15 protein-coding genes are annotated in these 22,143 nt (G+C 47.1%); 3 read left to right on the top strand and 12 right to left on the bottom strand.

Translation table 11 applies throughout. The features are described from left to right. Positions 1–19 precede the first annotated feature (19 nt). On the top strand, positions 20–268 hold the full coding sequence (locus IEY24_RS11820) for a hypothetical protein (protein WP_188931913.1): 249 nt from the start codon (positions 20–22) through the stop codon (positions 266–268). Between the two features lie 115 nt (positions 269–383). Here IEY24_RS11820 and IEY24_RS11825 read toward each other — a convergent pair whose 3' ends face one another. From IEY24_RS11825 to IEY24_RS11840, 4 genes are all read right to left on the bottom strand, one after another. Further along, on the bottom strand, positions 384–1,070 hold the full coding sequence (locus tag IEY24_RS11825; protein ID WP_188931915.1) for a hypothetical protein: 687 nt from the start codon (positions 1,068–1,070) through the stop codon (positions 384–386). 581 nt (positions 1,071–1,651) lie between these two features. Then, complete coding sequence (locus IEY24_RS11830) at positions 1,652–2,227, bottom strand: Crp/Fnr family transcriptional regulator (protein ID WP_188931917.1); 576 nt, start codon at positions 2,225–2,227, stop codon at positions 1,652–1,654. Positions 2,228–2,268: 41 nt separating this feature from the next. After that, positions 2,269–3,282, bottom strand: coding sequence for an NAD-dependent epimerase/dehydratase family protein (locus IEY24_RS11835; RefSeq protein ID WP_188931919.1), 1,014 nt, complete (start codon positions 3,280–3,282; stop codon positions 2,269–2,271). Positions 3,283–3,631: 349 nt separating this feature from the next. Next, a complete protein-coding gene (locus IEY24_RS11840) occupies positions 3,632–6,235 on the bottom strand; it encodes a hypothetical protein (protein WP_188931921.1) in 2,604 nt (867 codons plus the stop codon). 582 nt (positions 6,236–6,817) lie between these two features. Here IEY24_RS11840 and IEY24_RS11845 point away from each other — a divergent pair. Together IEY24_RS11845 and IEY24_RS11850 are read left to right on the top strand one after the other, a co-directional pair. Then, the gene (locus tag IEY24_RS11845; RefSeq protein ID WP_188931923.1) at positions 6,818–8,437 is read left to right on the top strand and encodes a hypothetical protein; all 1,620 of its coding nucleotides are present in this window, start codon (positions 6,818–6,820) and stop codon (positions 8,435–8,437) included. A gap of 56 nt (positions 8,438–8,493) precedes the next feature. Continuing rightward, positions 8,494–11,106 (top strand): chitobiase/beta-hexosaminidase C-terminal domain-containing protein, encoded by a 2,613-nt coding sequence (locus IEY24_RS11850; RefSeq protein ID WP_188931925.1) that lies wholly within the window; start codon positions 8,494–8,496, stop codon positions 11,104–11,106. A 702-nt stretch (positions 11,107–11,808) separates the two neighbouring features. Here IEY24_RS11850 and IEY24_RS11855 read toward each other — a convergent pair. From IEY24_RS11855 to IEY24_RS11890, 8 genes are all read right to left on the bottom strand, one after another. After that, positions 11,809–12,072, bottom strand: coding sequence for a GlsB/YeaQ/YmgE family stress response membrane protein (locus tag IEY24_RS11855; protein ID WP_188931927.1), 264 nt, complete (start codon positions 12,070–12,072; stop codon positions 11,809–11,811). 60 nt (positions 12,073–12,132) lie between these two features. Next, on the bottom strand, positions 12,133–12,948 hold the full coding sequence (locus IEY24_RS11860; RefSeq protein ID WP_188931935.1) for a mechanosensitive ion channel family protein: 816 nt from the start codon (positions 12,946–12,948) through the stop codon (positions 12,133–12,135). Then, a complete protein-coding gene (locus IEY24_RS11865) occupies positions 12,930–13,190 on the bottom strand; it encodes a hypothetical protein (protein ID WP_188931937.1) in 261 nt (86 codons plus the stop codon). Before IEY24_RS11865 ends, IEY24_RS11860 begins: the two co-directional genes overlap by 19 nt. A 46-nt stretch (positions 13,191–13,236) precedes the next feature. Next, positions 13,237–13,827, bottom strand: a complete 591-nt coding sequence (locus tag IEY24_RS11870; protein WP_188931939.1) for a DUF6624 domain-containing protein — start codon at positions 13,825–13,827, stop codon at positions 13,237–13,239. Positions 13,828–13,901: 74 nt separating this feature from the next. Next, positions 13,902–14,360, bottom strand: coding sequence for a peptidoglycan-binding protein LysM (lysM, locus tag IEY24_RS11875; RefSeq protein WP_188931941.1), 459 nt, complete (start codon positions 14,358–14,360; stop codon positions 13,902–13,904). Positions 14,361–14,456: 96 nt separating this feature from the next. Next, a complete protein-coding gene (locus tag IEY24_RS11880; protein WP_188931944.1) occupies positions 14,457–17,780 on the bottom strand; it encodes an SdrD B-like domain-containing protein in 3,324 nt (1,107 codons plus the stop codon). Positions 17,781–17,944: 164 nt separating this feature from the next. Continuing rightward, complete coding sequence (locus tag IEY24_RS11885) at positions 17,945–21,346, bottom strand: T9SS type A sorting domain-containing protein (protein ID WP_229222027.1); 3,402 nt, start codon at positions 21,344–21,346, stop codon at positions 17,945–17,947. Positions 21,347–21,394: 48 nt separating this feature from the next. Then, positions 21,395–22,060 carry a DNA-binding response regulator gene (locus tag IEY24_RS11890; RefSeq protein WP_188931947.1) on the bottom strand — a complete coding sequence of 222 codons (666 nt, stop codon included), beginning with the start codon at positions 22,058–22,060 and terminating at the stop codon, positions 21,395–21,397. Between the last annotated feature and the right edge of the window lie 83 nt (positions 22,061–22,143).

The following is a 22,143-nucleotide window of genomic DNA, read 5'->3' on the forward strand; positions in this document are numbered from 1 at the left end:
AAACACGCAAAACCGCATAGTGAAAGACAGCATCCCCAACCCAATTGATCTTTGGAGCGACATCTTTTTTATGGCTGGTAGATTGGTACCTACCACATTAGATACGCTAGATCGCTGCGCAATCAGAATGACTGCGATGGTTGAAAAAAATACGATCAAAAAACAAGTGATGCAAAACGGTATAGACGGAGTCAATAAAGACAATTTGGTCGACCTGATGATTTCGGTGACTATGTTCTCATCAACAAAATTGATCTGCATACCGTAATAAAAGGACGATCTTAAAATGCAGGTCAGCAGCGGGAGGTCGATTTTTGCATTGAAAATGAAAATTTGCGCCGAAGACTCCTATAAAGCACCTTTTTCATACTTTTTTTGAGGCGTTACTCTACTAAGGTGGGATTGAGTGCTATATGACTTTCTGCAACATCCAAAATGGTCGGATAATTATTGGGAGCATTGGCCAAAACGTTAGCTGTCGTCATATTGTATATCAGGAAAAGGACATTGCCGGATATTTCTGAATACACAGGCTTATTCAGGGGTGGTAAAACCTGCTCGCGTGCGTGATAAGAAGCATCTGCAATGACGATGGACGTATCACCGACCGGCATATCCAGCCGGACCGGAAGCGGTGGGAAAACCGGAGGGAAACTACTAATGTCAAATGCATCGGGACTAACCGGCAATACACGTATAATTTTGGGCATTATATACTGATAAAATACGTCGAAGGCTGGATTCGAAATTCGCTTGACATGGATCTTGACTTTGAAAGTAGCATCTACGAAACCAGGCGAGGGATGAAAGCTGCTCCATGCCAGGCTTACAGGCAGGGTAATGTCGGGATGGCCCGGCATTACAGTTCCGAAAATATCATTGATATTTAACTTGTTACAAAATTCCACTTTCAGAATTTCAAATTCACAAGGATAAAGCCTGAGAGTACCATCGACCAATTTACACCCAGTCTGCGGGTCCGGTTCGGTGTGGTCCGTACAGGAAAGCGCTACTGCCATCACAAAGATGAAAGTCAACGATACCAGTTTTGGTAGGTAGGAATTTTTCATACGACACGGATTGGATGGTACGATGTACAATATTACCAAGTGATCAAAATTCAAATACATCTCAATATATGAGGTATATCCAGATCAAATCTAGTTAGACTGCGGATGCAAAATCATGAGCCCGGTCATAGCGGCAAACAATTTCAGTCATTAACTAGCCGTGTTGTCTGCTCGAATGTATGTTGCGTATGCTGTCAAATCAACTACTAGTCAATTCGACTCCCTATCAATGTCATTCTAATAGGGTGACCAGATCATAGCCGGCATATCCGAAGCGGACATCAGAAGATCTGGGAAACTGGATCGCGGAAGTATAAGTCGATCTGGGAGCGGTATATCCTGACTCCAGTGGAATTTCTCGAAACACAGGTCCTTAACCGGTATGTCTGGAAAATCGCCAAATCGACGCAGTTTTCGCGGACTATTCCTATTTAATGGAGAATTAAATCAAAAATACCCCTAAGGTATTCGAACCATCACTAAGCTTATAATCAACACCTTAACCACATAAAGTTTTTTAATCTCCGATCTATCAACATTCGTTCGAATCAATAAAAAACTCAACACTTCCCCTGCACCAGCTAATGCATCACTTTCTTTCTTATACGGCTCAAACTTTCGGGCTTCATTCCCAAAAAAGAAGCGATATACTGAATGGGCACGTTGTGCAGTATTTCTGGATATGAATCGATAAGCTTCCGGTACCGCTGCTCGGCGCTGAGTGTGGCTAGCTCATTCGACCTGTTTTCATTGTAAGCAATCGACTGCTGAAAAACCCTTATACTAAAATCCTTCATCACAGGGCTAGCGGCGATAAGCGCATCCATCTCAGGTTTCGTGATTCTTAGCAACTCACATGCGGTAATGCATTCGACGTTTGCTGAAGAGACAGTTTGCGAGGCAAAGTTTGAATAAGACGTAAAAAACCCCGGTGGGCAATTAATATGGGTCGTAACCTCATCGCCAACTTCGTTATAGTGGAATAGTCTCAGGTAACCCGATACGATGTAATACAGATATTTAGGCACCGTTCCCTGCTCTTCGATAACCCGGTTTTTCGGAATCAACACCGCATCAAAACTAGCCGTGATTAGGGCGGCCTCTTCGCTGGAAAGCGAATGGAATTGCTGAATGCATCCGATCAGTTTACTGTGCATGCGGTTGGTTTCCTACGTTAGGTCATTTATTGATAGCAAAACTACGAAAGCAGGTGCTTATGTTCCATCAAATAAGCCAACGCTGCTTTTAACGCCTGTTCGGGGGGAGTCGGGTCAAAACCAAGCTCCATCCGCGCTTTGCTGATATCGAAATTCTGTTGCAGACCAGAAAACATCGCAATATCCTTTCTCGTCAGCACTGGGGCCTTTCCGCGAATCCAGGCAGAAAACTCCATCATGCCCGCAATAGCCGTCAACATAAAGCCCGGCAAGGACTTAGGAACCGACAGTCTTAATTCAGGATATATACTCGCTGAAATCCTGGTAGACTCAGTGATAGACATGCACTTTTCATTGGCCAGAATATACCTTTCACCCGTCCTGCCTTTTCTGGCTGCAAGGTAGCAGCCTTCTGCCACGTCGTTGACATCGATCCAGTTCAAAGTAATTTTTGTATCAACCGGGATTTGCTTGTTCAAGATCAGTTTCAGAACGCCATAGGAAACGTTCAGAGGCAAGCTAGCCTCACCTCCTATCATTGCCGAGGGTAAAACTGCGACCAATTCGACTCCCAGCTCGGCCGCCAGGCGAAAAGCCAACTGCTCGCCATCATTTTTTGAATTGTAATACATATCTCCTCGTTCAGGATTGTAACCTGAGCTTTCCTTGGTCGGCAGATTTGTATAGTCAAGCGCGGCAACAGAGCTCACGTAAACAATTCGCCTGACGCCCATTTCGGCCGCCGCTTCAATCATATTGCGCGTCCCTTCCATGTTTACGTCATAGATTTCCCTTTTGGGATCCTTCGCCCATAGTTTGAACGCCGCTCCCACGGCATAAAAAACATCTACGCCATCAAGTGCCTTCAATAGCGATTGCCTATCAGTAATGTCCGCCTGATGTACTTCACAATCCAACCCTGAAAGAGAAGTAATATTGCCCAGGTTGCGAACCGTTGCCCTTACAGGAATACCCTTCTTTATTAATAGACGAACAAGGTTATTCCCTAAATGCCCGTTCGCGCCGGTAACCAGCGCCAGATTTCTTTGTCCCATTTTTGCTATCTTTTATTGATAGGACAAAGGTTATCATCGCCAATCCAGCAGCACTTGACATTTGTTAGTTAATTCAGATCTCATCCGAGAACCTTCCATTTATTTGGTAGGGCTAGAAAGCTGCCTAAGGAAAAAGGAACACCACCACCAGTCCAAAACGACGTTCGTTCTTTCGACAACAGAGCGCTCACTCATCAAAAAAGCCCTGATTGCTGAGGCCCAACCTTAAAATTGTTGGCGCCTGGATTGCGCGCAGCCGGGAAAGCTGGAGCTTCCGAAGGCTATGCAATTCAACCCGCGTAAACAGGAATATGCGGGGCAGTCAACTGCTTTGCATTCCAGTATTTTTTCAATTATTAAGGCCGCACGAGTCCCTCCGCTGGGCAGCTGCCGTAGCAGACAAACGCCTGATGGCAGCTTCGTTGATCATTACTTGGCTAATCGCCTGCTCATCAAGTGCTTTGATATGTTTCGTTGTCAGGGCCCTGGTGAGCGAAATTTTCGAAGTGTCGGCATCGGGATCGAATTCCAAAACCACCATATTTTCGTTAAACTTTTTGATCCCGTCTGACAGAAGCTGATTTGCATGACCTGTAAATGGTGCATTGATTACTCCAACAAGGGGTGCTAACAATTGAAGGCTACTTTTTTCAACCTTTGAGCGCTGCAGACTGTTCTTTATGAGTACAATTTTGAGCCGTTTCAAAACCGGGCTCTGGATAGATTCGAGATACCGTACAACGTCCAACGCCGTCGCAAGTCCGTAATTTTCAAAGTATCCACCATCAACGAATTGATATCTGTCATTTTCGCCGATCGTTGAAGCCGCGCTAAGGAAAGGGAACAATTCAGAAAGGTTAACTGCTTCGCGATAGGTAATATCGCGTTTGGCTATGGAGTCAGAGAATGAGATATCCTGAAGTGGTTGGATGGCGTTTGAAAATAACGTAGTGTCACCTGCAACAAATGGCGACAAAACAGTCCGTCTCCCTGAATTTACCTCAAAAGTATTTACAAGATGAATTGGAATCGTATCCTGATTCCGCAGATAAAATCCCTGAAAGTCATCGGGCTCACTAATATCGACACCGAATCGAAAAGTGTTTTTAAGAAATTTCTCATTGCCGGTTCCAGCCAGTGCCTCATTAAGTGCGAAATCATATTCCTGCCGGATCCGGACATTCCGATCGCGAAATGCGGTGTAAACTTTTGAAGGTGAAAATAGCGCCTTGATCCTGTTAATCAATCCCCCAAATGCGCCTTCAAATCCGTCACCAAGTAATAGGCCAAACATGCCGCTAGAATTAAAGTTCTGCCGGTAGATGTGCTGAAGGTAGCTCAATTCCTCCTTTTCCAAAGGAGCTGCGATCCTATGTTTCAGATAATGGTAGGTGCCAGGTGAGCTCCCAGACACGGTGCTGTATAGCAACGTATTACTCCAAAAGCCGTCTACTTTGTTATCAAGAAGCCCTAATACCCGAGCCGTAAAATAACCAGCCCTTGACCCTCCACCCATTCCGCAGACAATGTAAATATTGCTACTATCTGCCGCCTTACTATGAGATTCAATAAACTTAATGCGTCGTTCTATTGCATTCTCCAAGAGCCTTTTACTATCTACAGGTCCGAGACCTTTGCTAAACCTTTCGCAGGAAATCAGGTTCTGCGCCGAAGCTGTTTTCAATTCTCTTAAAGGCACGACGAACTGGCCAGGCGGGGTTATATTGGGAGCGACAAGAAATATGACAATGCCCAGATAGCCCAGTATTTTTTGCCATGGTTTTTCGGCCACAGCCAGGTGCCGGCAAAAATCAACGTAATTGATCAAAAAGGCGAAAACTGCCAACACGACAAACATCGTATTAATGGCAGTCATTGACGGCAGCAGAAAAAAAGTCAAATTGAAAATGCAAAGAAACCAGAAGAGCGTGTAGTAAAACTTCTTGCTCTCGGCTGCGGTTTTTGCACTGGTCAATTGGTCTACTCGTTTACGAATATCCTTTTGCTTCATATCAACACCATTCGTAAAGAAAATCAACCTAAAGACAGTGACGCCGCTCAAAACCATGAAGCCTCCAATTATACAACTAATATACGCATCCCTATCGCGGAGATTCTCGTCGATCAGAGACACTGCTAGGAGAACCAGCGCCGAGTAAAGTAGCTCGATCAATAAAAGACGTGTAAGTAGATTGAAATAGTAATTGGGAAATACTCGGCCAACCAGCTCGCGTAGAAGAACTGTCGCATTTTCCATGGGTGCTTTGACAGTTTTCCAATTTAGAATTAAAGCATCGAAAACAGCCAAGAACAACAAAATTGCCCCATTCACACCAATAACCTTAGAGTTTGCAACGTCCTCGTTAACGTACCTAAAAAAGAAAGCATTTGCCAGGATCAGGAAAGGGACAGTTGCCACAATGGAAAGGATCCTACATCCCACATAAAACCGCTGAATACTACGTCGGTCGAGATTAATTCTGTTCACCCTGTCGCCGGTAAATAGAAAAAAAGGTATCGCCCAAATTGCGAGAGCTGTCAACAAAGTCAAAAAAAACAAAAAATATATCGCCAGGAGTTTCCACCACCATTCTTCACCATCCTTAATTATGTAACCTACAAAACTGATAATCAAATCACTTCCTGCATCGATATAAAAGAACAGAATCCATAGAACCACTAACAATAAGACAGTGTACCAGTTTGATCTGAGAATTCTCCAAAACATAGGCACGAGGTATTGCCGACAGATTCGCGGCATTCCCCAATACCGCTGCATCAACTTGGTCAACCAAAAATAAAACCGAAAAAGCAGCTTCGTTTTGGCGCAAATGAGCAACACCAAACCTGCGATCAGGCACCAGAAAAGCAGTGAATTTTTCAGGGAGGACCAAAATCCGTAGCTATTGGCGAGAATTTGAGTGATGAGCTCAGCGTATCTTAGCTTATTCATTATCAGAGTTGGGTTGGTTTCTAGGCGAATAACCAAAAGTTACCGTTTTAGGCTCTGAAATATTACAAGGTTTCAAAAATTTGATTAAACGGCTGCACAAGAGCACATTGCACTTAAATACTACGCCTTCCAAATGACTAACCCAGTAATCATTTCGGCGGATTATCCAGATAGTCGTATCCGGTGTGGGTGACGATCAATATTATACGCCGTTTTTTGATACTTGGTGGAAAATAAGGCGTAGCTAACCGAATGAAAATCAATTATAAATACCATTAGCGATGGTAAAAATCTAACAATAGATTGCCATATATGTATTACGTAGAGCTTTTCGTGCAAAGCGTCTAATTATCACTATGGAATTGAACACAAGGGAAATCGATAAAGAAGGCTTGATATGTTCGCAAACTATTTATTGACTTCTTTTTACGATTGAGCAATATTTTGTCAAAAATCAAGTAATTAAAGAAATACCGCACCCATCTCTTCGATTCTTTTATCCTTATGTCACGCCAGTAGCACGTGAATATTGACTTTGTCATGGATTTCCTTTTTTAGTTTAAACCATATAAAAACACTTGTATGACTCCTTTTGAAGAGTATTTCACGGACAAAATTTTAACTAATCGATCAGATTTCTGGGGCGGCCCAATTGGAACACCAGCAGGACAAGCAGTGACTGGTGTGACGATCACTAATGGCAGTAAAACCATGACCATTTCTTCATCTGTAACTGGCAGTGGCGCGTACCTAAGTCGTGGTAATTTCAATACTACGATATTCCCTGACCGGACAGGTGGGGACGAAGTGTGGTTCAGGCTACTGATTTCGGACATGAACCTTGGTGTGTTTCAACAGAATTTTGCCGTTTCATTGTTTTCGGGAGGGACGAATGTGACTCCAATCGCCTCCTCAATCGTTTCCCGCACATTTTCGGCCAACCCTGCATTCATCGAGGTAATCGTTCCCTATACGCTGCAAGCGAACACGGAAAGCATGGAATTACGCCTGACAGTCCGATCGGATGCCCAGTCGGGTACCAACAGAACTATCACCTGGAGTGAACTGAATGCTTTTAATAAGACAGATGGATATACTGTTGCAATTGACAAAGTCGAGACAGGACTTAGAAATTCAGAATACATGTATACGTTCTTTGAACGGAGTTCGGTAATGTCCAAAGCAGTTGATAACAATTCTACAGACAACGCACCACGGATACAAGATGAGATTGACAACGCAATTCAAAACGGCGGAGAACTGATTTTTCTTCAAAAAAACGCTATTAGGGTAAATGCTGCCCTTACCGTTAACGGTCCGCTCGCCATTAAGGGCAAAAACACACAATTTCGAATTAGTAATCCCAACCCGAATAAAGAGCTGTTTACGATAACTACATCCGATAGGTTTGAGTGTAGAAGTATAGCCATTTCCCCAGTTGACACCAACGCGCAGATAACAAGTTTTCGGTTTACGGTCGCAAACTATGATAGCATCATCGATTCTGTTTCGTTCAAAGATTTTCTACATACAAACACAAGCGCCCTTTTCCTTGATAATGTTAACGACTTTGTTTTGCAAAATTGCAAGTTTCTTGGAGGCCCAACTGCCTTGGCTATTGGTCACGTAGCCCCAACGAACAATGTCACAGTTCGACGGTGTCGGTTCGAAAGCGCGTTCGATGGTATCTATGCAAAGTCGGCGAATAATTTGATTATAGCGGAAAACATTTTCAGGATCGCCCCACCGCTGACCCATTCTAATCGAAACATTATATTGGACCTTGCAAGCGGGACCCACGAAAATGTCAAAATTTGCGATAATCAACTTTTGTCGTTCATACAGTATTCGGTTCGAATATTTACATCAAATTCAGGACTGCTGAGAAACCTGGCAATTACCGGCAACTATTTTAAAGACCTATCAGGCTCCGGGTTTTCGGGCCCGATTAGGATAACTGGCATAGATTCTACAAACCTACCGGCTCCATTGTCTATTGATGGAGTACTGATACAAGCAAATCAAATCCTAAATAAACAAGCAGCATGCCAAATCAATGATGTTTCTAACTTAAATATTAACGGAAACAACATTATAAAGACCGGAACTTCCAGTGGCGTTGTAGCATATGCACTACTTCGCTGCCCAGACCCCAAAGTACTGTCAACCGACAATCTTATTTCAGGACAATCAGCAACTTAGATTGTGACCCTACCCCACATTTCTAGTGTATCACAGTCATTCTAAATTGATCGACAATGGCAGTTACAATCACAACAACCTCGTGTGAAACCGAGGACGACTATTTCTTAAATAAAGCAACCGCTATATATCCTGCATTTGTAGACAACCTGCCCTATGAAACCTGGACAGATTGGGTTTCTAACGCAACCATTGCGCAAACTAGCAAACCATACTTCCAATTTAAAGCAGCAGGAGGCACAACATATCAATGGGAAGTTGAACCAAATACGAACAGTGTTTTACCTCCGGGACTATCGCTATTACAAAATGGTCAGCTCTCTGGTACGCCCACCAAAGAAGGGCTTTTCGAGTTTACGCTACGCGCAACATCGGGAGCAGATTATGATACAAAACGTTTCAAATTTAAGGTTTATCCGGAACGCTCCCGGTGGCTGCGGGACGCCCGATTTGGGGTTACCACTCACTGGGGAAGATTTACTCATCCTGCCATCCAGAATAGCCCACCGCGTGACCCGCCATTAAACGGAACGGGAACGCAACAATTCGAAGGCCGTGTGACGCAATTAAACGCAGCAAACTGGGCCCAACAGATGGAAGCTTGGGGCGCCGGTTTTATCGAATTCTCCGCAATATGGCAAGATAGTTATCGCAACTGGATATCAACTACTCCAACAAGATATCAGCTTCATACGGAAAATCGCGACTTCGTCGATGAAATTGTCGCGGCATTCCATGCTCGTAACCTAAAGGTAATCAGCTATTTTTGTCCCGACTATCGTGGAAATCCGGCATGCGTTGATGGCACTCAAGGGTGCACTGATCCAGTAAAATTTTCATGGACTGACGCGGATTCCAACGGGAACTGGGGAACACCTAACCTTGGCTACATTACCGAACTTGTTGTAAATAAGAAAATTGACGGTCTATGGATGGACATCGGCGGAGCATCGGACATTTATGGAAATCCGCCAATCAATCCAGGATGGTTGTACTATGACAAAGTCATACCGGTAATTCGACATCATAACCCCTTTTTTATCTTCGGAGTCAATCCGGGCGTTCGTGGTAGCTTCAACACAGAGTTAAAATTTGGGGGTACCCAAGTGCTGTATCCTTACGCCGATTTTGTCATTTATGAAAGTACGCTAGACTCTTCGACAAACGCGATTATGAGCTCTGAGCAAGCTACACCATTGATGTCAAAAAAGAAAATGGCAATCTATGTCTCTAACAAAGTCACCCGCTCATGGGGTTGGGGCGCGACGACACATGAAGATCCTATTAAAGACCCTGTCTCTGTCAACGAAAACATCGGGCTAAATTGGAAGGCCGGTGCTACTGTATCTATGGGTTTACCCGTTCGGTGCGATGGACTGCTGCTAGACCCTCGGTTTCAACCAATAATGTCGGCTATTGGTAACTATGTAACTACAAACAAAGCATTTAGTGAGGACCCGCAGATTTCCCTTTTGAACAATACTGTTACAATTACGACGAGCTTGCCGGCTAGGATATTCTACACATTGGACGGGACCGATCCTGACGAGAACTCCTCAAATGTTTACCTGAATCCGATACCCATTACCCGAAACACCATCATTAAAGTGAGAACTTTGCAGACAGGCAAAAGTCTCGGGTTCATGAAGCAGCTAGTGATCGAAGGCTATTCGACAAGCGGACCAGTAAATTTATTGCTTGGAGAAAAACCGAACGACACATTATCCTATCAGGAAGTAACAAATCTATACAAAACTGTCGACAACAGTCGCTTCTACCGCGGCATGCAATTTACGGTTGGCAGCGCGCCGATTATCATCACAGGAATCGGACGTAGATCGGTGGGCACAAACGTAACGCGAAACGTTATCGTCAAGCGGTACTTTGACGAATACCCTGTCTATTCCGGTAATCTGTTGCCAGACATTTCTTCAACAGGGGATTACTATTTCACTGACGTTGCCGAGATCAGGCTAGAAGCGGGAATGACATATATAATTGCTATTCAGGAACTTTCCAACGAAAAAGGTATTCCCGATGCAGACCGCAAGAAATATTACGCCAATACCTTCACAGATATTCCGTACACGCGAGACTTACGCATTATCCAGGCGTTTAATCTAAGTCCTCTCGGCGACTTTTATCCATTTCCATTAGATCACAATAACAAAATGGATACAGTTGGTCAGATTGTAAATTTGAAATATCGAGTAGTGTCAGACGAAAGAAAGTATGATCTGGCATTGGGTAAACCAGTGCGTTTTCTCAGTGGAATTGGTGGAAGTCAATTAATCCCGTCGCAATACATTCGGTATGCGATTAATGCAACAGATGGCAACCCCAATTCCTATGCGATTGCCGGCGGAGTCTATGCAAATACCGTTCGGGTTAATTTGCTTTCCCTTAATAAAATAAACAGAATAGCTTTCAGGTTCACACCGTATAACTATGCAACGGAGTTTGAAATCTACTGCTCGACCGATGAAAACGGAAGTGACACGGTATTGATGAACCATTACGTCAATAACAAAAATTTGGACTTTCAGTTTAAATTCGACCCTGTTTTGACACAATATGTATTTTTCAAAAGTATCCTGCCAAATGCTCCCGGTCAGGAAGGTGGATCGATGGGCTTTGAAAGTATCGAAGTCTATTGCGATGGCTTATAGCGTCTAAGTATTCAATACTTCGTTTGCTCTTGATATGCATTGGGTAATTCGCAAAAACCAAGCCATTACCCGATAACACCCCTGTTTCCAGTTAACCTTGAACGGATCGACAGCCGTTTAAGGTTAACTGAACACGAATCGTAAACATAATGATCAACACCGCCACGGTTCTGAAGTGAGATTTTAACTGTAAGTACATCCACCAACGACGTTTAAGGATTTTGGAGTAATCATCCCTTAAATTGTCGATCGGATTAGCTGCCCCTGCCCTTACGGATTGAAACCCGAGGGTAAGGCCGGTTATTATAAGCGCTACTATCAGCTATCCCCGCTTTCGTCCCGGCGAAATGGACAAACGTGCAATTCGGCATTTCATAAACAACTGATTTTTCGAGCGCCTTATCTTCCTTTGCTGAATGCCAGACTGGGGATAAACTTCAATAGATAAATAGCGCGCAACAAAGGTGTGGCCCCTTAGGTACCAAGAAGACCTAGGGAAATATCCTGTGTCTATTTGTACTGTTGTTTAAAGCGCCTCAGAGGGCGCTTTTTCGTTTAAAAAACTTAATGCCATCAATTAGTCGTCTTTATTTACCGAATGCTAATCAATTCCTCCCGAAATATCGGGAGGATGAAACACTATATAAGTTACTCAACCTTACCTTGAATGGGGCACAGCCCTCTCCTTTGGGCCGCACCGGCTTACGAGACGTCCTTCCGTCTGATCAATGCAGCAATTCCCAGCACGATAGCAGCCCCTATAAATGAGGTAAGCACGCGCGAAACAAGGGATGGCAGTTTAAGAACGGTTTGCAGGTCATCGCCCAGCAGCCAGCCGCCTACAAAGCCACCCACGATCCCCAGAATTAACTGCAGCCATGATGACAATGAAAAGCGAGTAAAGAGTTTGTCTGCCAGCCAGCCAGCAAAGGCACCGATCAGGATTGAAATTAAAAGATTTGTCATGGGAGTAGTGTACATTAGTACTGAAAAAGAGCGTTTTTCTAAATAAGAATAGGGGTACATTTAAAGTTGCCGTAAGGCGACCCCAAGCTCGGCGGGTTTTGGTGGCTGGACGCTGTCCATTACGAATTGTCGGCTTACTCCCTCATGTACAAAGTAATAGGTATCCCAATAGGTATGACTGCAAGTCCAGACACGCACGTCAAAAAAGATGGCATTTTCTGTAAGCCTCGTAACCAAAATATCGTGTTGTCTGTCTTTCAGAGCAAAGGGACAGGTTTTTACAACAATGTCCAGCGCCTCCCTGATCTTGTCAACACCATTCTGACTGCCGGCAGCAAAGACCATGTCAACCCTGATCTCACCTTTGCCGGAAATATTGGTGATGGGAGAAGTTGAAAGTGAGCCGTTTGGCAGGACAATAGTCTTATTGTCGGGCGTTACCAAGACCGTATTGAATATTTGTACACCCTCAACAGTCCCTGTGAAGCCCTGCGCGCTGATCAAATCGCCAACGCGGTAAGGTTTAAAAATCAAAATAAGCACCCCACCCGCAAAATTGGCCAGACTGCCTTGCAGAGCCAGGCCAACAGCCAAACCCGCGGCACCTAGTACAGCAACAAAAGACGACGTCTCGATTCCAACGATGCCTGCAATCGACAGGAGGAGCATGACATTCAACAAAACCACCACCATTGAATTCAGAAAAGGTTGAACGTCCTTGTCGACCTTTCGTTTTTCCATAAAGTTGCTTAGTAACGTGCCCACTTTGCCAATGATCGCCCTTCCGATTATGAAGGCCACTATTGCCAACGCAATTTTGCCCCCATATGCCGTTGCCAACGCCCATACCTGGGCCTTTAAAATTTCGAGATCCATATTTGTAGCGTATTGAAGTTAAACTGGTGTACCGTGGTCGGCATTTTCTGCTGCGCCGGTCGAGCTTTATCCGGCCCGATACCTTTGTTAATGCCCCCATTACTGGCAGTGCGTCCTGCCGGAACAGGTTCCTTGGACTTTTGCCGCTCGATGTAACACATAATCAGCAACAGGCTGATGATTAAATACAGGATAGTTTTCACTAATAGATTTAAAATAGATGATGAGCGCTTTTCCAACATTTGAGCAGCGATTTGCGCGTTTATAGTTGAAATTGACTTTATACGGCTAAATCCAGCCAACCGTTTTCCGCCATTCGTTAAATGTGGGGTCCGTGTGCAAATCCCGCTTTGTCGCATTAATGTCAAATTCGCTGACAGCATTGATCTTATCGGCAAGGATAGGCGGTAGCTGCAAACCCGCCCTGAGCGTATTAACCGTGGTAGCGTCTTCCAGCGGATAGAGATATTCACCTTCATATTGGGTGCCGTAGCGCTGAGGATGCCCCGAGAAATAGCAGATTCGGTCGTGAAGACAGGCCAGGTTTGCCGGGTTAATGTCGGAGCAAACCAGTTGCATCAACGTGTAGCACCCTTTCATGAAAGCGGGTTCTGCAATTGAATGCTGGACAATCAGCCAGGCCGCGTCACTGGCTTGCTCCCCAACTTTTGAGCGGGTCGGCCAGCCAATTTCTGCGATGATCTCACGGAGCTGATTTGCATTTTGTCGATGAACAGCCTCCATGACCGGATTATAGCCAGGCGATAGTTTGTCTGCAGTTTGCAATTTTTCGCGAACGTCCAGATCGCGTGCGGCCATTTGAACCAGCTGGTGGGTTAACTGCTCCCTCCTCATGCTGTTGGCTAAATAGATGTCCATGGATACCGAGATTTACATTTGATTAAACCATCGGAAGTTTTTTTGCAATGCCTCCGATGGTTTTCCGAAATCCTTTACAAGGCCGGAATACGTAAGACCTGCCCGGGGTAAATTTTATCCGGATCGGAAAGCATTGGTTGGTTGGCTTCAAATATCAGTGGATACTTGTGCATGTCGCCGTAGACTTTTAGCGCGATTTTAGACAGCGTGTCGCCGGATTCAACAGTATGATACGTTGCTGCCGGAGCAGGAGTAGTCACTTTAAGGCGGCTATCGACGAGGCCAACACCTTCTACGTTACCAACTGCGAGTGCGATTTTCTCGGCATCCTCCTGCCTGGCTACTTCGCCTTCCAGTATTACGGTGTCCGCAGACACTTTTACTGCCAGGTTGTTGTAAGCGAGCCCCAGTGATTTTACGTGCGCGAGCAGCGCGCTGGCGCGAAGGGGTTCGACCTCATGCACCGGTACAGTCGCTTCCGGTTTGTTGAACACTTTCTGCCCTACTCCTTTAATAAATGATAGAAGACCCATGTTTGATTGGTATTTGTGTGAAAAATTGATTGTAATCCCGGGGTTTGGCTAACAGATCGCGTAGCCAGGCGATCTGTTAGCCAAATGCTGATCATGCTATTTTGAAACCATTACCTTGAATGCCCTCACCTTGCCATCCACCCCTTTTACCGTAACTGTATAAAGGCCGGCATGTAGGTGACTGACATCGATTCCTTGCGCAGTAACATGCGCTGATCTAAAAATCCGCTCGCCGCTGGCATTCAACACGGATAACTCCTTAACCTTTTCCAGGTCAATGCCCTTCACATACAGCATATCCGACACCGGGTTCGGGTAAACCGTCACAAGCTGGGTGGCCCCGTAAAAAACATGCCGGATACGGCTGTATGAGAATGTCAAGTCGGAATCAATCATGCGCAAGCGGTAAAAGCTATCACCGCTTAACGGAGCGGGATCAGTAAAATCATACGCTTTGATAGTAGTGCTCTCTCCATGTGAGCGCACGGCGCCTACCTCCGTCCAGGCCTTGCCATTGGCGCTCCGCTCGATCTCGAAACGATCGCTATTGGTCTCAGTGGCCGTAGACCAGGTCAGCAAAGCACCGTGATCCAGCGCCTTAGCCTCGAAGCTGATGAGCGTCACAGGCAGCGAGTAATAAATGCCGGCATCGATGTTCATATTGAATTCGTTGTCTGCCAGTGCAATAACCGGCGTTTTTCCGTTCGAAACATCCGCGTCACTATTGTTTGCATCATTTACGGTGCCTACAACAGAAGAAAACAGATAGCCCGATGGCAGGCTGCTAAAACCAACTACATAAGAACCGGCGGTCAGGTTGGGAAAGCTGTAATAGCCGTTGGCATCGGTGGACGTCGTAGCCAGCACACTGGTGCCGTCGGCGCCGTACAAGGTTACGGTGATCCCGCTCACTCCGGATTCTGCCGCATCCTGAATACCATTCTGGTTGGTATCGTTCCACACATAGTCGCCCAATCCCGATTTGGCCAGCGGCTGGCTGCAATTGACACTGTTCAGGTTGACCGTTACGATTTTGGTGATACAATCCCCTAGCGTGATCGTGCACTGATAAGTGCCATTGTTAGCCGCGACGTAAGAGCCAAAAACGATGTCCTTTGATGTCGCGATTACCGGGCCGCCATTGAAGGTCCACGAGTAGCTGGCGTTGGTGATTTCTTCGGCACTTAACGTATAAGGCTGGTCAAGGCAGGGCTGCGCAGAATTGGTCACATACACTGCTACCAGCGGTTTGACAGACACCTGCGTGACGGAGGTCTTGCCGCACTGGTCGGTAATCCTCACGTCGTAATCCGTATCGGCCGCCAAACCTTCCGCCGTATAGTTATTAGGGACTGCACTACCGATGACCGTGTAGGTGGTTTCGGTCACTTTCTTCATTTCCAGCAAAAAAGGCCCGAAGCCGGAGAATTCAAATACCGCTATGCCTGTTGCTGCGCTGGCAGTACAGTTGATGCCCAGTTTTTTCACCACGACGGGATCAGAACCTTCCGGCTGGATGGTCAGGTCCTTGGTCGCTTCCATGTTAGGCTTGCCGCAAGACGACATATCCACGATCGCCTTCAAAGTATAAGTCCCCGGCGCGAGGTTGGTAAAGCTTCCCGATGCGTTGGAGGCGATCACCGTGGTACCCTGCAAAAGCTGGAAGCTTACCTTCTGGTCGCCGTTGAAATTCAGCACCGCAGTAATTGTGCCAGCACCACCGCAGAGCTGGGTTGTACTGCCGTCCAGGGCAAAAACTAATACTTCGGAGTCGGCTGGTATCGTAAAAGGCGACTCAGACGGTGGGCATGACGAATTCGAGAAGACCACCTTATAATCACCCGGAGGAATGTTGTTGAAGTAAATAGCGCCATTGTGAAACTCGTAGCCGGCCGAATTGGCCACGAATGCATTGGTTGTGGCATTCACCAGCTTGATATTGGAATAATCCTGATTGGGGATATAGCCATTCACTTCCACGATAACGTTTACCGTACCGGCCGTATTCGCGCAGTCCAGGCGCGCGGTGTACCACGTTACGTGTGGCGCATCCGCAGGTGTAGGCGTGTAAATTGTCCGTGTGATGGTACGTCCGCACGCATCGGTCACCACATACGTATAATGATGGGCAGGCGCCACCGTGACCAGCGTTCCAACATCGAAAACAAACGTCGTGCTTGCCCCTGCAACAGGGTTACCTGCCACATCAAACCCTTCGACCGTGACATCGTAAGGCCAGGTGCCGCCGTAAATATCCAGTGCCAGATTGACATCGTCCGTCGGGGCGCATCCGATATGCACATTCCCGAAAGAGGACAGCACAGGTGTCCCGATGGGCAAGCATTCGATCGTCACTTCGCCGCACACCGAGGTTGTGCGGATCAGGACGGCCTGAACGGTGGTTGGCAAATTGAGCGTCTGCAAGTCGCTGGAACTGTTGATGATAATGGTCTGATCGGCCGCCGTTGCGGGTACTTCACAATTAGCCCCGGCTGCCATATACCACATCTCCAACTGATAACCTGCCCCGCTTGGATCTATTTGCGTACCATCCGCCTCCCGAACCAGTGTATTCCAAAGAATCTGCGTTTGAGCACATTGGTAATTGTAATACCCGAATTTCAGCTTTGCCGCCGGATAAACAGGCTGCACATCCACTGACTGGGTCACAAAATTATTGCACGCATCCTTCACGCGCACCTGGTAAACACCAAAAGACGGTGCGGTGAACGTATTGGAGCTGCTATAAGTAAAATTGGCATCCGGCTCGGCAGCGTTGTTCGATAACAGGAACGCATAGGAAAGCGGCGCTTTGCCACCCGTTGCGGTTGCCGTAATGATCGCTCCCGCGTTGGTGGTGGCGCTCATGCGTCCCCCCGGATCTCCCCCTGCCCCGCCACTGCCGCCGCTACCGCCACCGCTGGTTGCACACACATTGGTGACCGCGGGCGTCAGGTTCAAAGGGGTATATTCATCGGCGACAGTCGCTGTTACATCGGCCGTGACCGTGCCGCAGGTAATCCGGACCGTATAGTTGCCGGCTGGCAGGCCGGTGAAATTATTGGAGCTTTGAGCGGTGGTCTGATACCCGCCCGCGGCAGGGCCGGCGATAATCTGATAAGTTGCGGAAGGCTCCGTTTCAGCGCTCGAATGGATCAGTATCTGGCCCGACGACGGGCAACTGGCAGCCGTTACCACGGGTGCGCTGGTCGTGATCGTCGAAGGGCATTGACCGTAGCTTGTAATGCAGAAAAAAACCAGGTAAAACGCCAGGTCGCCCACGAGCTTGGCGCGTCGTTGAAAGAAGTGTTTCAGGTTTGAAAATCCAAAAAAAACTTTGAATTGCCGGTCACTACCATCGGGCCGGGTTGAACTTAGTCCTTTCGTTGTGTAGAAAGGGAGAGGGAAAAATTGAGCCATAAACGCGTCATGTAAAGGGTTACTAAAAAAACAAACTTCCAATTGCTTATGGGTGCACGGGCACCGCTGATGCCCGCTTCAATGTATGTATGAGTATGATACAGGGCTACCTGCCGTGTGCGGAAGGAAGCAGCGCCGGCGATGTTTCCCGGCGCTCCCCTCCATTAGTTTTTAATAATCGTCCGGGAGGCCTGGCTGCCGTCGTTGTAGATCAGCGTCACCACATAGCTCCCTGCCCGCAAGCCCGACAAATCGATTTCCGAAGGATTGGCTCCGGCTTTCGAATACACCATCACGCCGCTGTTGCTGTAAACCACGACCTTTCGGATGTTGGCCGCATTCACGTCGTCGATCCGGAGCGTGCGCCCCACAGGATTCGGGTAGAGATTTAGTTTAACATGGCCAATCGACATCGAACGGATTTGGCTATACGCGAATGTCTCATCCAAATCCACCATCTTCAAGCGGTAATAGACCGTCCCATAAGATGCCTGGCGATCGGTGAACTCGTAGGTGGTCCGTTTGTTGGAGGATTCCGCCGCCGCCACTTTGCCTACCGCTTGCCAATGACGCGCATCGACGCTGCGCTCGATGTCGAAATGGGAGCTGTTTGTCTCGCTGGTTGTAGCCCAGCTTATCAGCACGGCAGATTCGGACCTGGCTATTTCAAAACTCACCAAGGTGACCGGCATTGGGTCCTCCCACTTCAATTCGTAGACAGCTGGCGTAGGGTCTACAGCACCGCTGAGATCGGCATAGGCATATTCAAATTGTGTAATCGTATCACCTAAGGTCGCAGCCGTGAATTTGACCTGCAACTTCGAAGGATCGAAACCCGTGATCGTAAGGCCCGAAGTTACCAGCACATTATCATAGTACAGCTCCGAATTGGTCGGCACGGTGGTAATGGTAACTGTCTTACCCGTGAGCACCCCGCCCGCAGGCATATCTTCGGGATCTGAACCGGACAGCACCGGAGGGTTCGAGCCGCCGTTCATCGTGATTAGCTGACCAGCGTAGGGCTGGAAGATTTGAGTGGATTTCGGGTCGCTGTCAGGCAATTGCTGGATGCCGAAGTTGGCATTGTTTACATTGGAATTACCGACCACGATGGCGATCCCCCCATCCGGTGCTCCGTCATCCCCGGTATTATCGCAGCAATCCTCGCCGGTTGCTATCCAGCCATTACTACCACCTCCCTGGAACACCGATGTGATGTTTCCTGCCGGATTGGTTCCCAATACAGCCGTATAAGTCGTGTTAGGTGTTACATCAGCGAAACTATATGTCCCATCGGCGTCGACCGGAACAGTGCTTACCAAAGTGGAGCCATTGTACAAGCTCACATAGAGCTGCGTGGCCGATACCTGACCGATACCCGTTCCGTTAACGCTATTGTCTGTCAAGCCGTTGGCGTCGTGGAATACGTTTCCGCAAATAGCCGCCAGAACGGTTGCCTGTGTGGAGCTGTTCGTACAGTTAGCCGTGCCCGTAAAACGTACCGAAGCCGTGTAAGTTCCAGGTGCCACATTGGCGAAAACGGGAGACGCTTGCCAGTTGGTACCATCGATACTGTATTCATAGGCGCCGATCGGAGCTGTGATCGTGATCAAGCCCAGCCCACCGGCGCAATCGCTGTTTTGCAGTACCACAGTTGGTGTCGGCGGGGACAATGAAAAACTGATGTCGTCGATGGCCAGGTCGTTGCCATTTCCTCCAAGCCCGTTATTGCTAATCACCAGATCGATATCCGACGAAGTACCGGTAAAATCGAAGCCAAATTTCTGCCATGTTCCCGGCACGGCATCATTTGTCAGTTCTCCGGTACTGTAAGTGCCTAAAACCGTTTGCGTATTGTGATCAAAAACGGTGAATGAGACATTCGGGTTTACCTGTGCCGCCGCTGTCAGGTTCACGATCCATGCAGAAAAACTGTAATTGGCGCCCGCTATTACCCCTGTGAAACGACGGCGGAAAAATTCGCCTTTGTCAAAGCCTGCATTTACCGCGTACATGTAGCCCAAATCTCCGTCACCGGGAGTATGATCCACAATCCCGGCGGCACCCGACCACGTGTTAAAATCAGGGTTTGCCCGGTTTACAATTTTGTAGTAACCATCTTCGCCGGGAGCATTGCCAGTCAGGTAGTGATACGAGGTCTGCCCCGCAACTGGAAGTCCAAAAGAGCCGCTTGTCGTTGCCGTGCCTACGGCAGTACCGACTCCAAACGTTTCCAGATAAGCATTTGCACAGTCACTGGTCATATTAAATGGGTTAAGCTCCCCATTTTGATACACAACATGGACTACTTCACCGGCTGCTACATCGACGGTGGCAGTACCTGTTGCCTGATTGGAAGTAGAGTTCGCAGTCGGATCATAAATAAGGATTTTTTGCAAATCCCATCCTGCAATCGCGGACTCTGATATGGTATAAGTACCCGGCACAACAGGGATTAACTGAGAGTTTCCAATTGTTGTCCGTACCCTCTCATCATCAATATAGATGGGATTTGTCCCGTCAAAAGCACGCGTAAAAATGTTATAGAACGGATATGGGCCGCTCGACGGGGCCCAGCTGCCCGTAACACCCCAGCCTCCGCTGGCCATCGTAGACCATAGCAAATTAGATGGCCCGCCCGTAATTTTGAATGCGTCGAACGACCCTGTTTCCTTACTCCAAGTGGTGCCCGACAGAAATTTGTGAACATATGCTCCCGTCGGCGAGTTTACTACATCGGTTGCCACAGTGTACACCTCACCATTTTGGGTCACAGCGATGTCTTTATATGCGGCATAGTCCGACACAGGACTGCCCAAACTATTGACAACCGGTGCGGCCGCGGGAGTGATCTCGCGGATCGTCCTTACCGATCCGGCATTACCGCCCACATAGACATTTCCGTTGGTCGGGTTAACATCTATCCTGTATTGAGCGGTGCCTGAGATGTTTGCGTAAATATTCCATGCTGTACCCGAGCCGCTCCATTTATATATGGCTGAATTATCCCTTACAATATACACCGCCGGACCATTTACAAAACTGGAAGTCGGCGTACCTGTCCACCCGCTACCGATATCATTCCATCCAGCACTATTTGAGAACTGGGCTGTTAGCGATATCTGGACCTCCGGGCTCACGCCGTCGTAGCTATATACTGTACCCGCACTGTCAATAAAATAGCAAGTTCCACCGGGGCCGCCGTCAACCCGAGCGACACCTGTAATACCGGTTTGCACCCATGTGGTGCTGTTTGCGTCACGGTAATATAATACACCCGAGTTGGTCGCAGCCCAAAGACGGCCGTTTTCAGATGCCCCGATATCCTGGGATACACTGTTCTGTGTTGGGTCATCATTTAACGTGAAAGTGGGAACGGGTGTGCTCCCCCCACTCACCGTGATGTTGATATCCGGGCTACCGGTTTCATTCAAAGCTTTTGAATGCAAATAAATATAGCCGGTCTGCGCCAAAATGGATTCCGCAGTCGACCCAATCATCAGTAAGGCCAAAGCGATTCTTAGAACACCCCGCCTGGGCAAGGTACATTGTTTGGTATTCATCATTACATAGGTTAGTTATTGTATTTTCTGTCTGTTAATACGGATGCATTTTTACCGATCGTTAAGGAGGAGGCTGTTTTGACTCTCAAGGTGTTTTTGAAGCGACTCTTTCAAAGCTGCCATTCCTGTAATATTTAGCTTTTTAAATATCCGGGTTTTAGTACTTTGGACTGCCGCGTTCTTCTTCCCCATTTTCTTTGCGATAACGGGAATACTGTCGCCCATCACCAGCAGATTGGCCACATCATACTCGGTTGAGGAAAGCCAGGTTCGGTCCTTTCTGCGGCCGCCGGCTACCGAGCCATAGCTGGGAAGAATAAGCCCCAGCGCATCATGACAGATATAAATACGCCCTTCCCGCACCTTTGACACGCATTTGAAAAGCTCCTGCATGTCTGAAAACTTGGTCAGGTACCCCTTCGCCCCAGCCTTGAAGCTCCTGACGATCTTGATATGATCGGGGCTCTCATCAAAAATGATTATTTGAGAAGAATGGCTTATCTTTTTGATTTCGGCAATCGATTGGCAAACAGAGTTAAACAATTCAAGGGTATTTCCAACAATAAATAGATCGGGGACAGCGCCTGATTCGTTTCTTAAATATTGTGAAAGATTGTCCGACTCAATCAATTTGTCCGACTCAAAATACTGATCCACAAAGTGCCGCATGCCAACCCTTACAACCGGATGTTTATCAATAATTGCAATGGATTTCATTATTATTAAATAGAGGTGGTTTATAATAAGTTATGAATCGTCTCTCTTAATGTTCAGGTATTTAGTAATGCAAATATCCGTCG

The sequence above is a fragment of the Dyadobacter endophyticus genome (assembly GCF_014641595.1).
Lineage (GTDB): Bacteria > Bacteroidota > Bacteroidia > Cytophagales > Spirosomataceae > Dyadobacter > Dyadobacter endophyticus.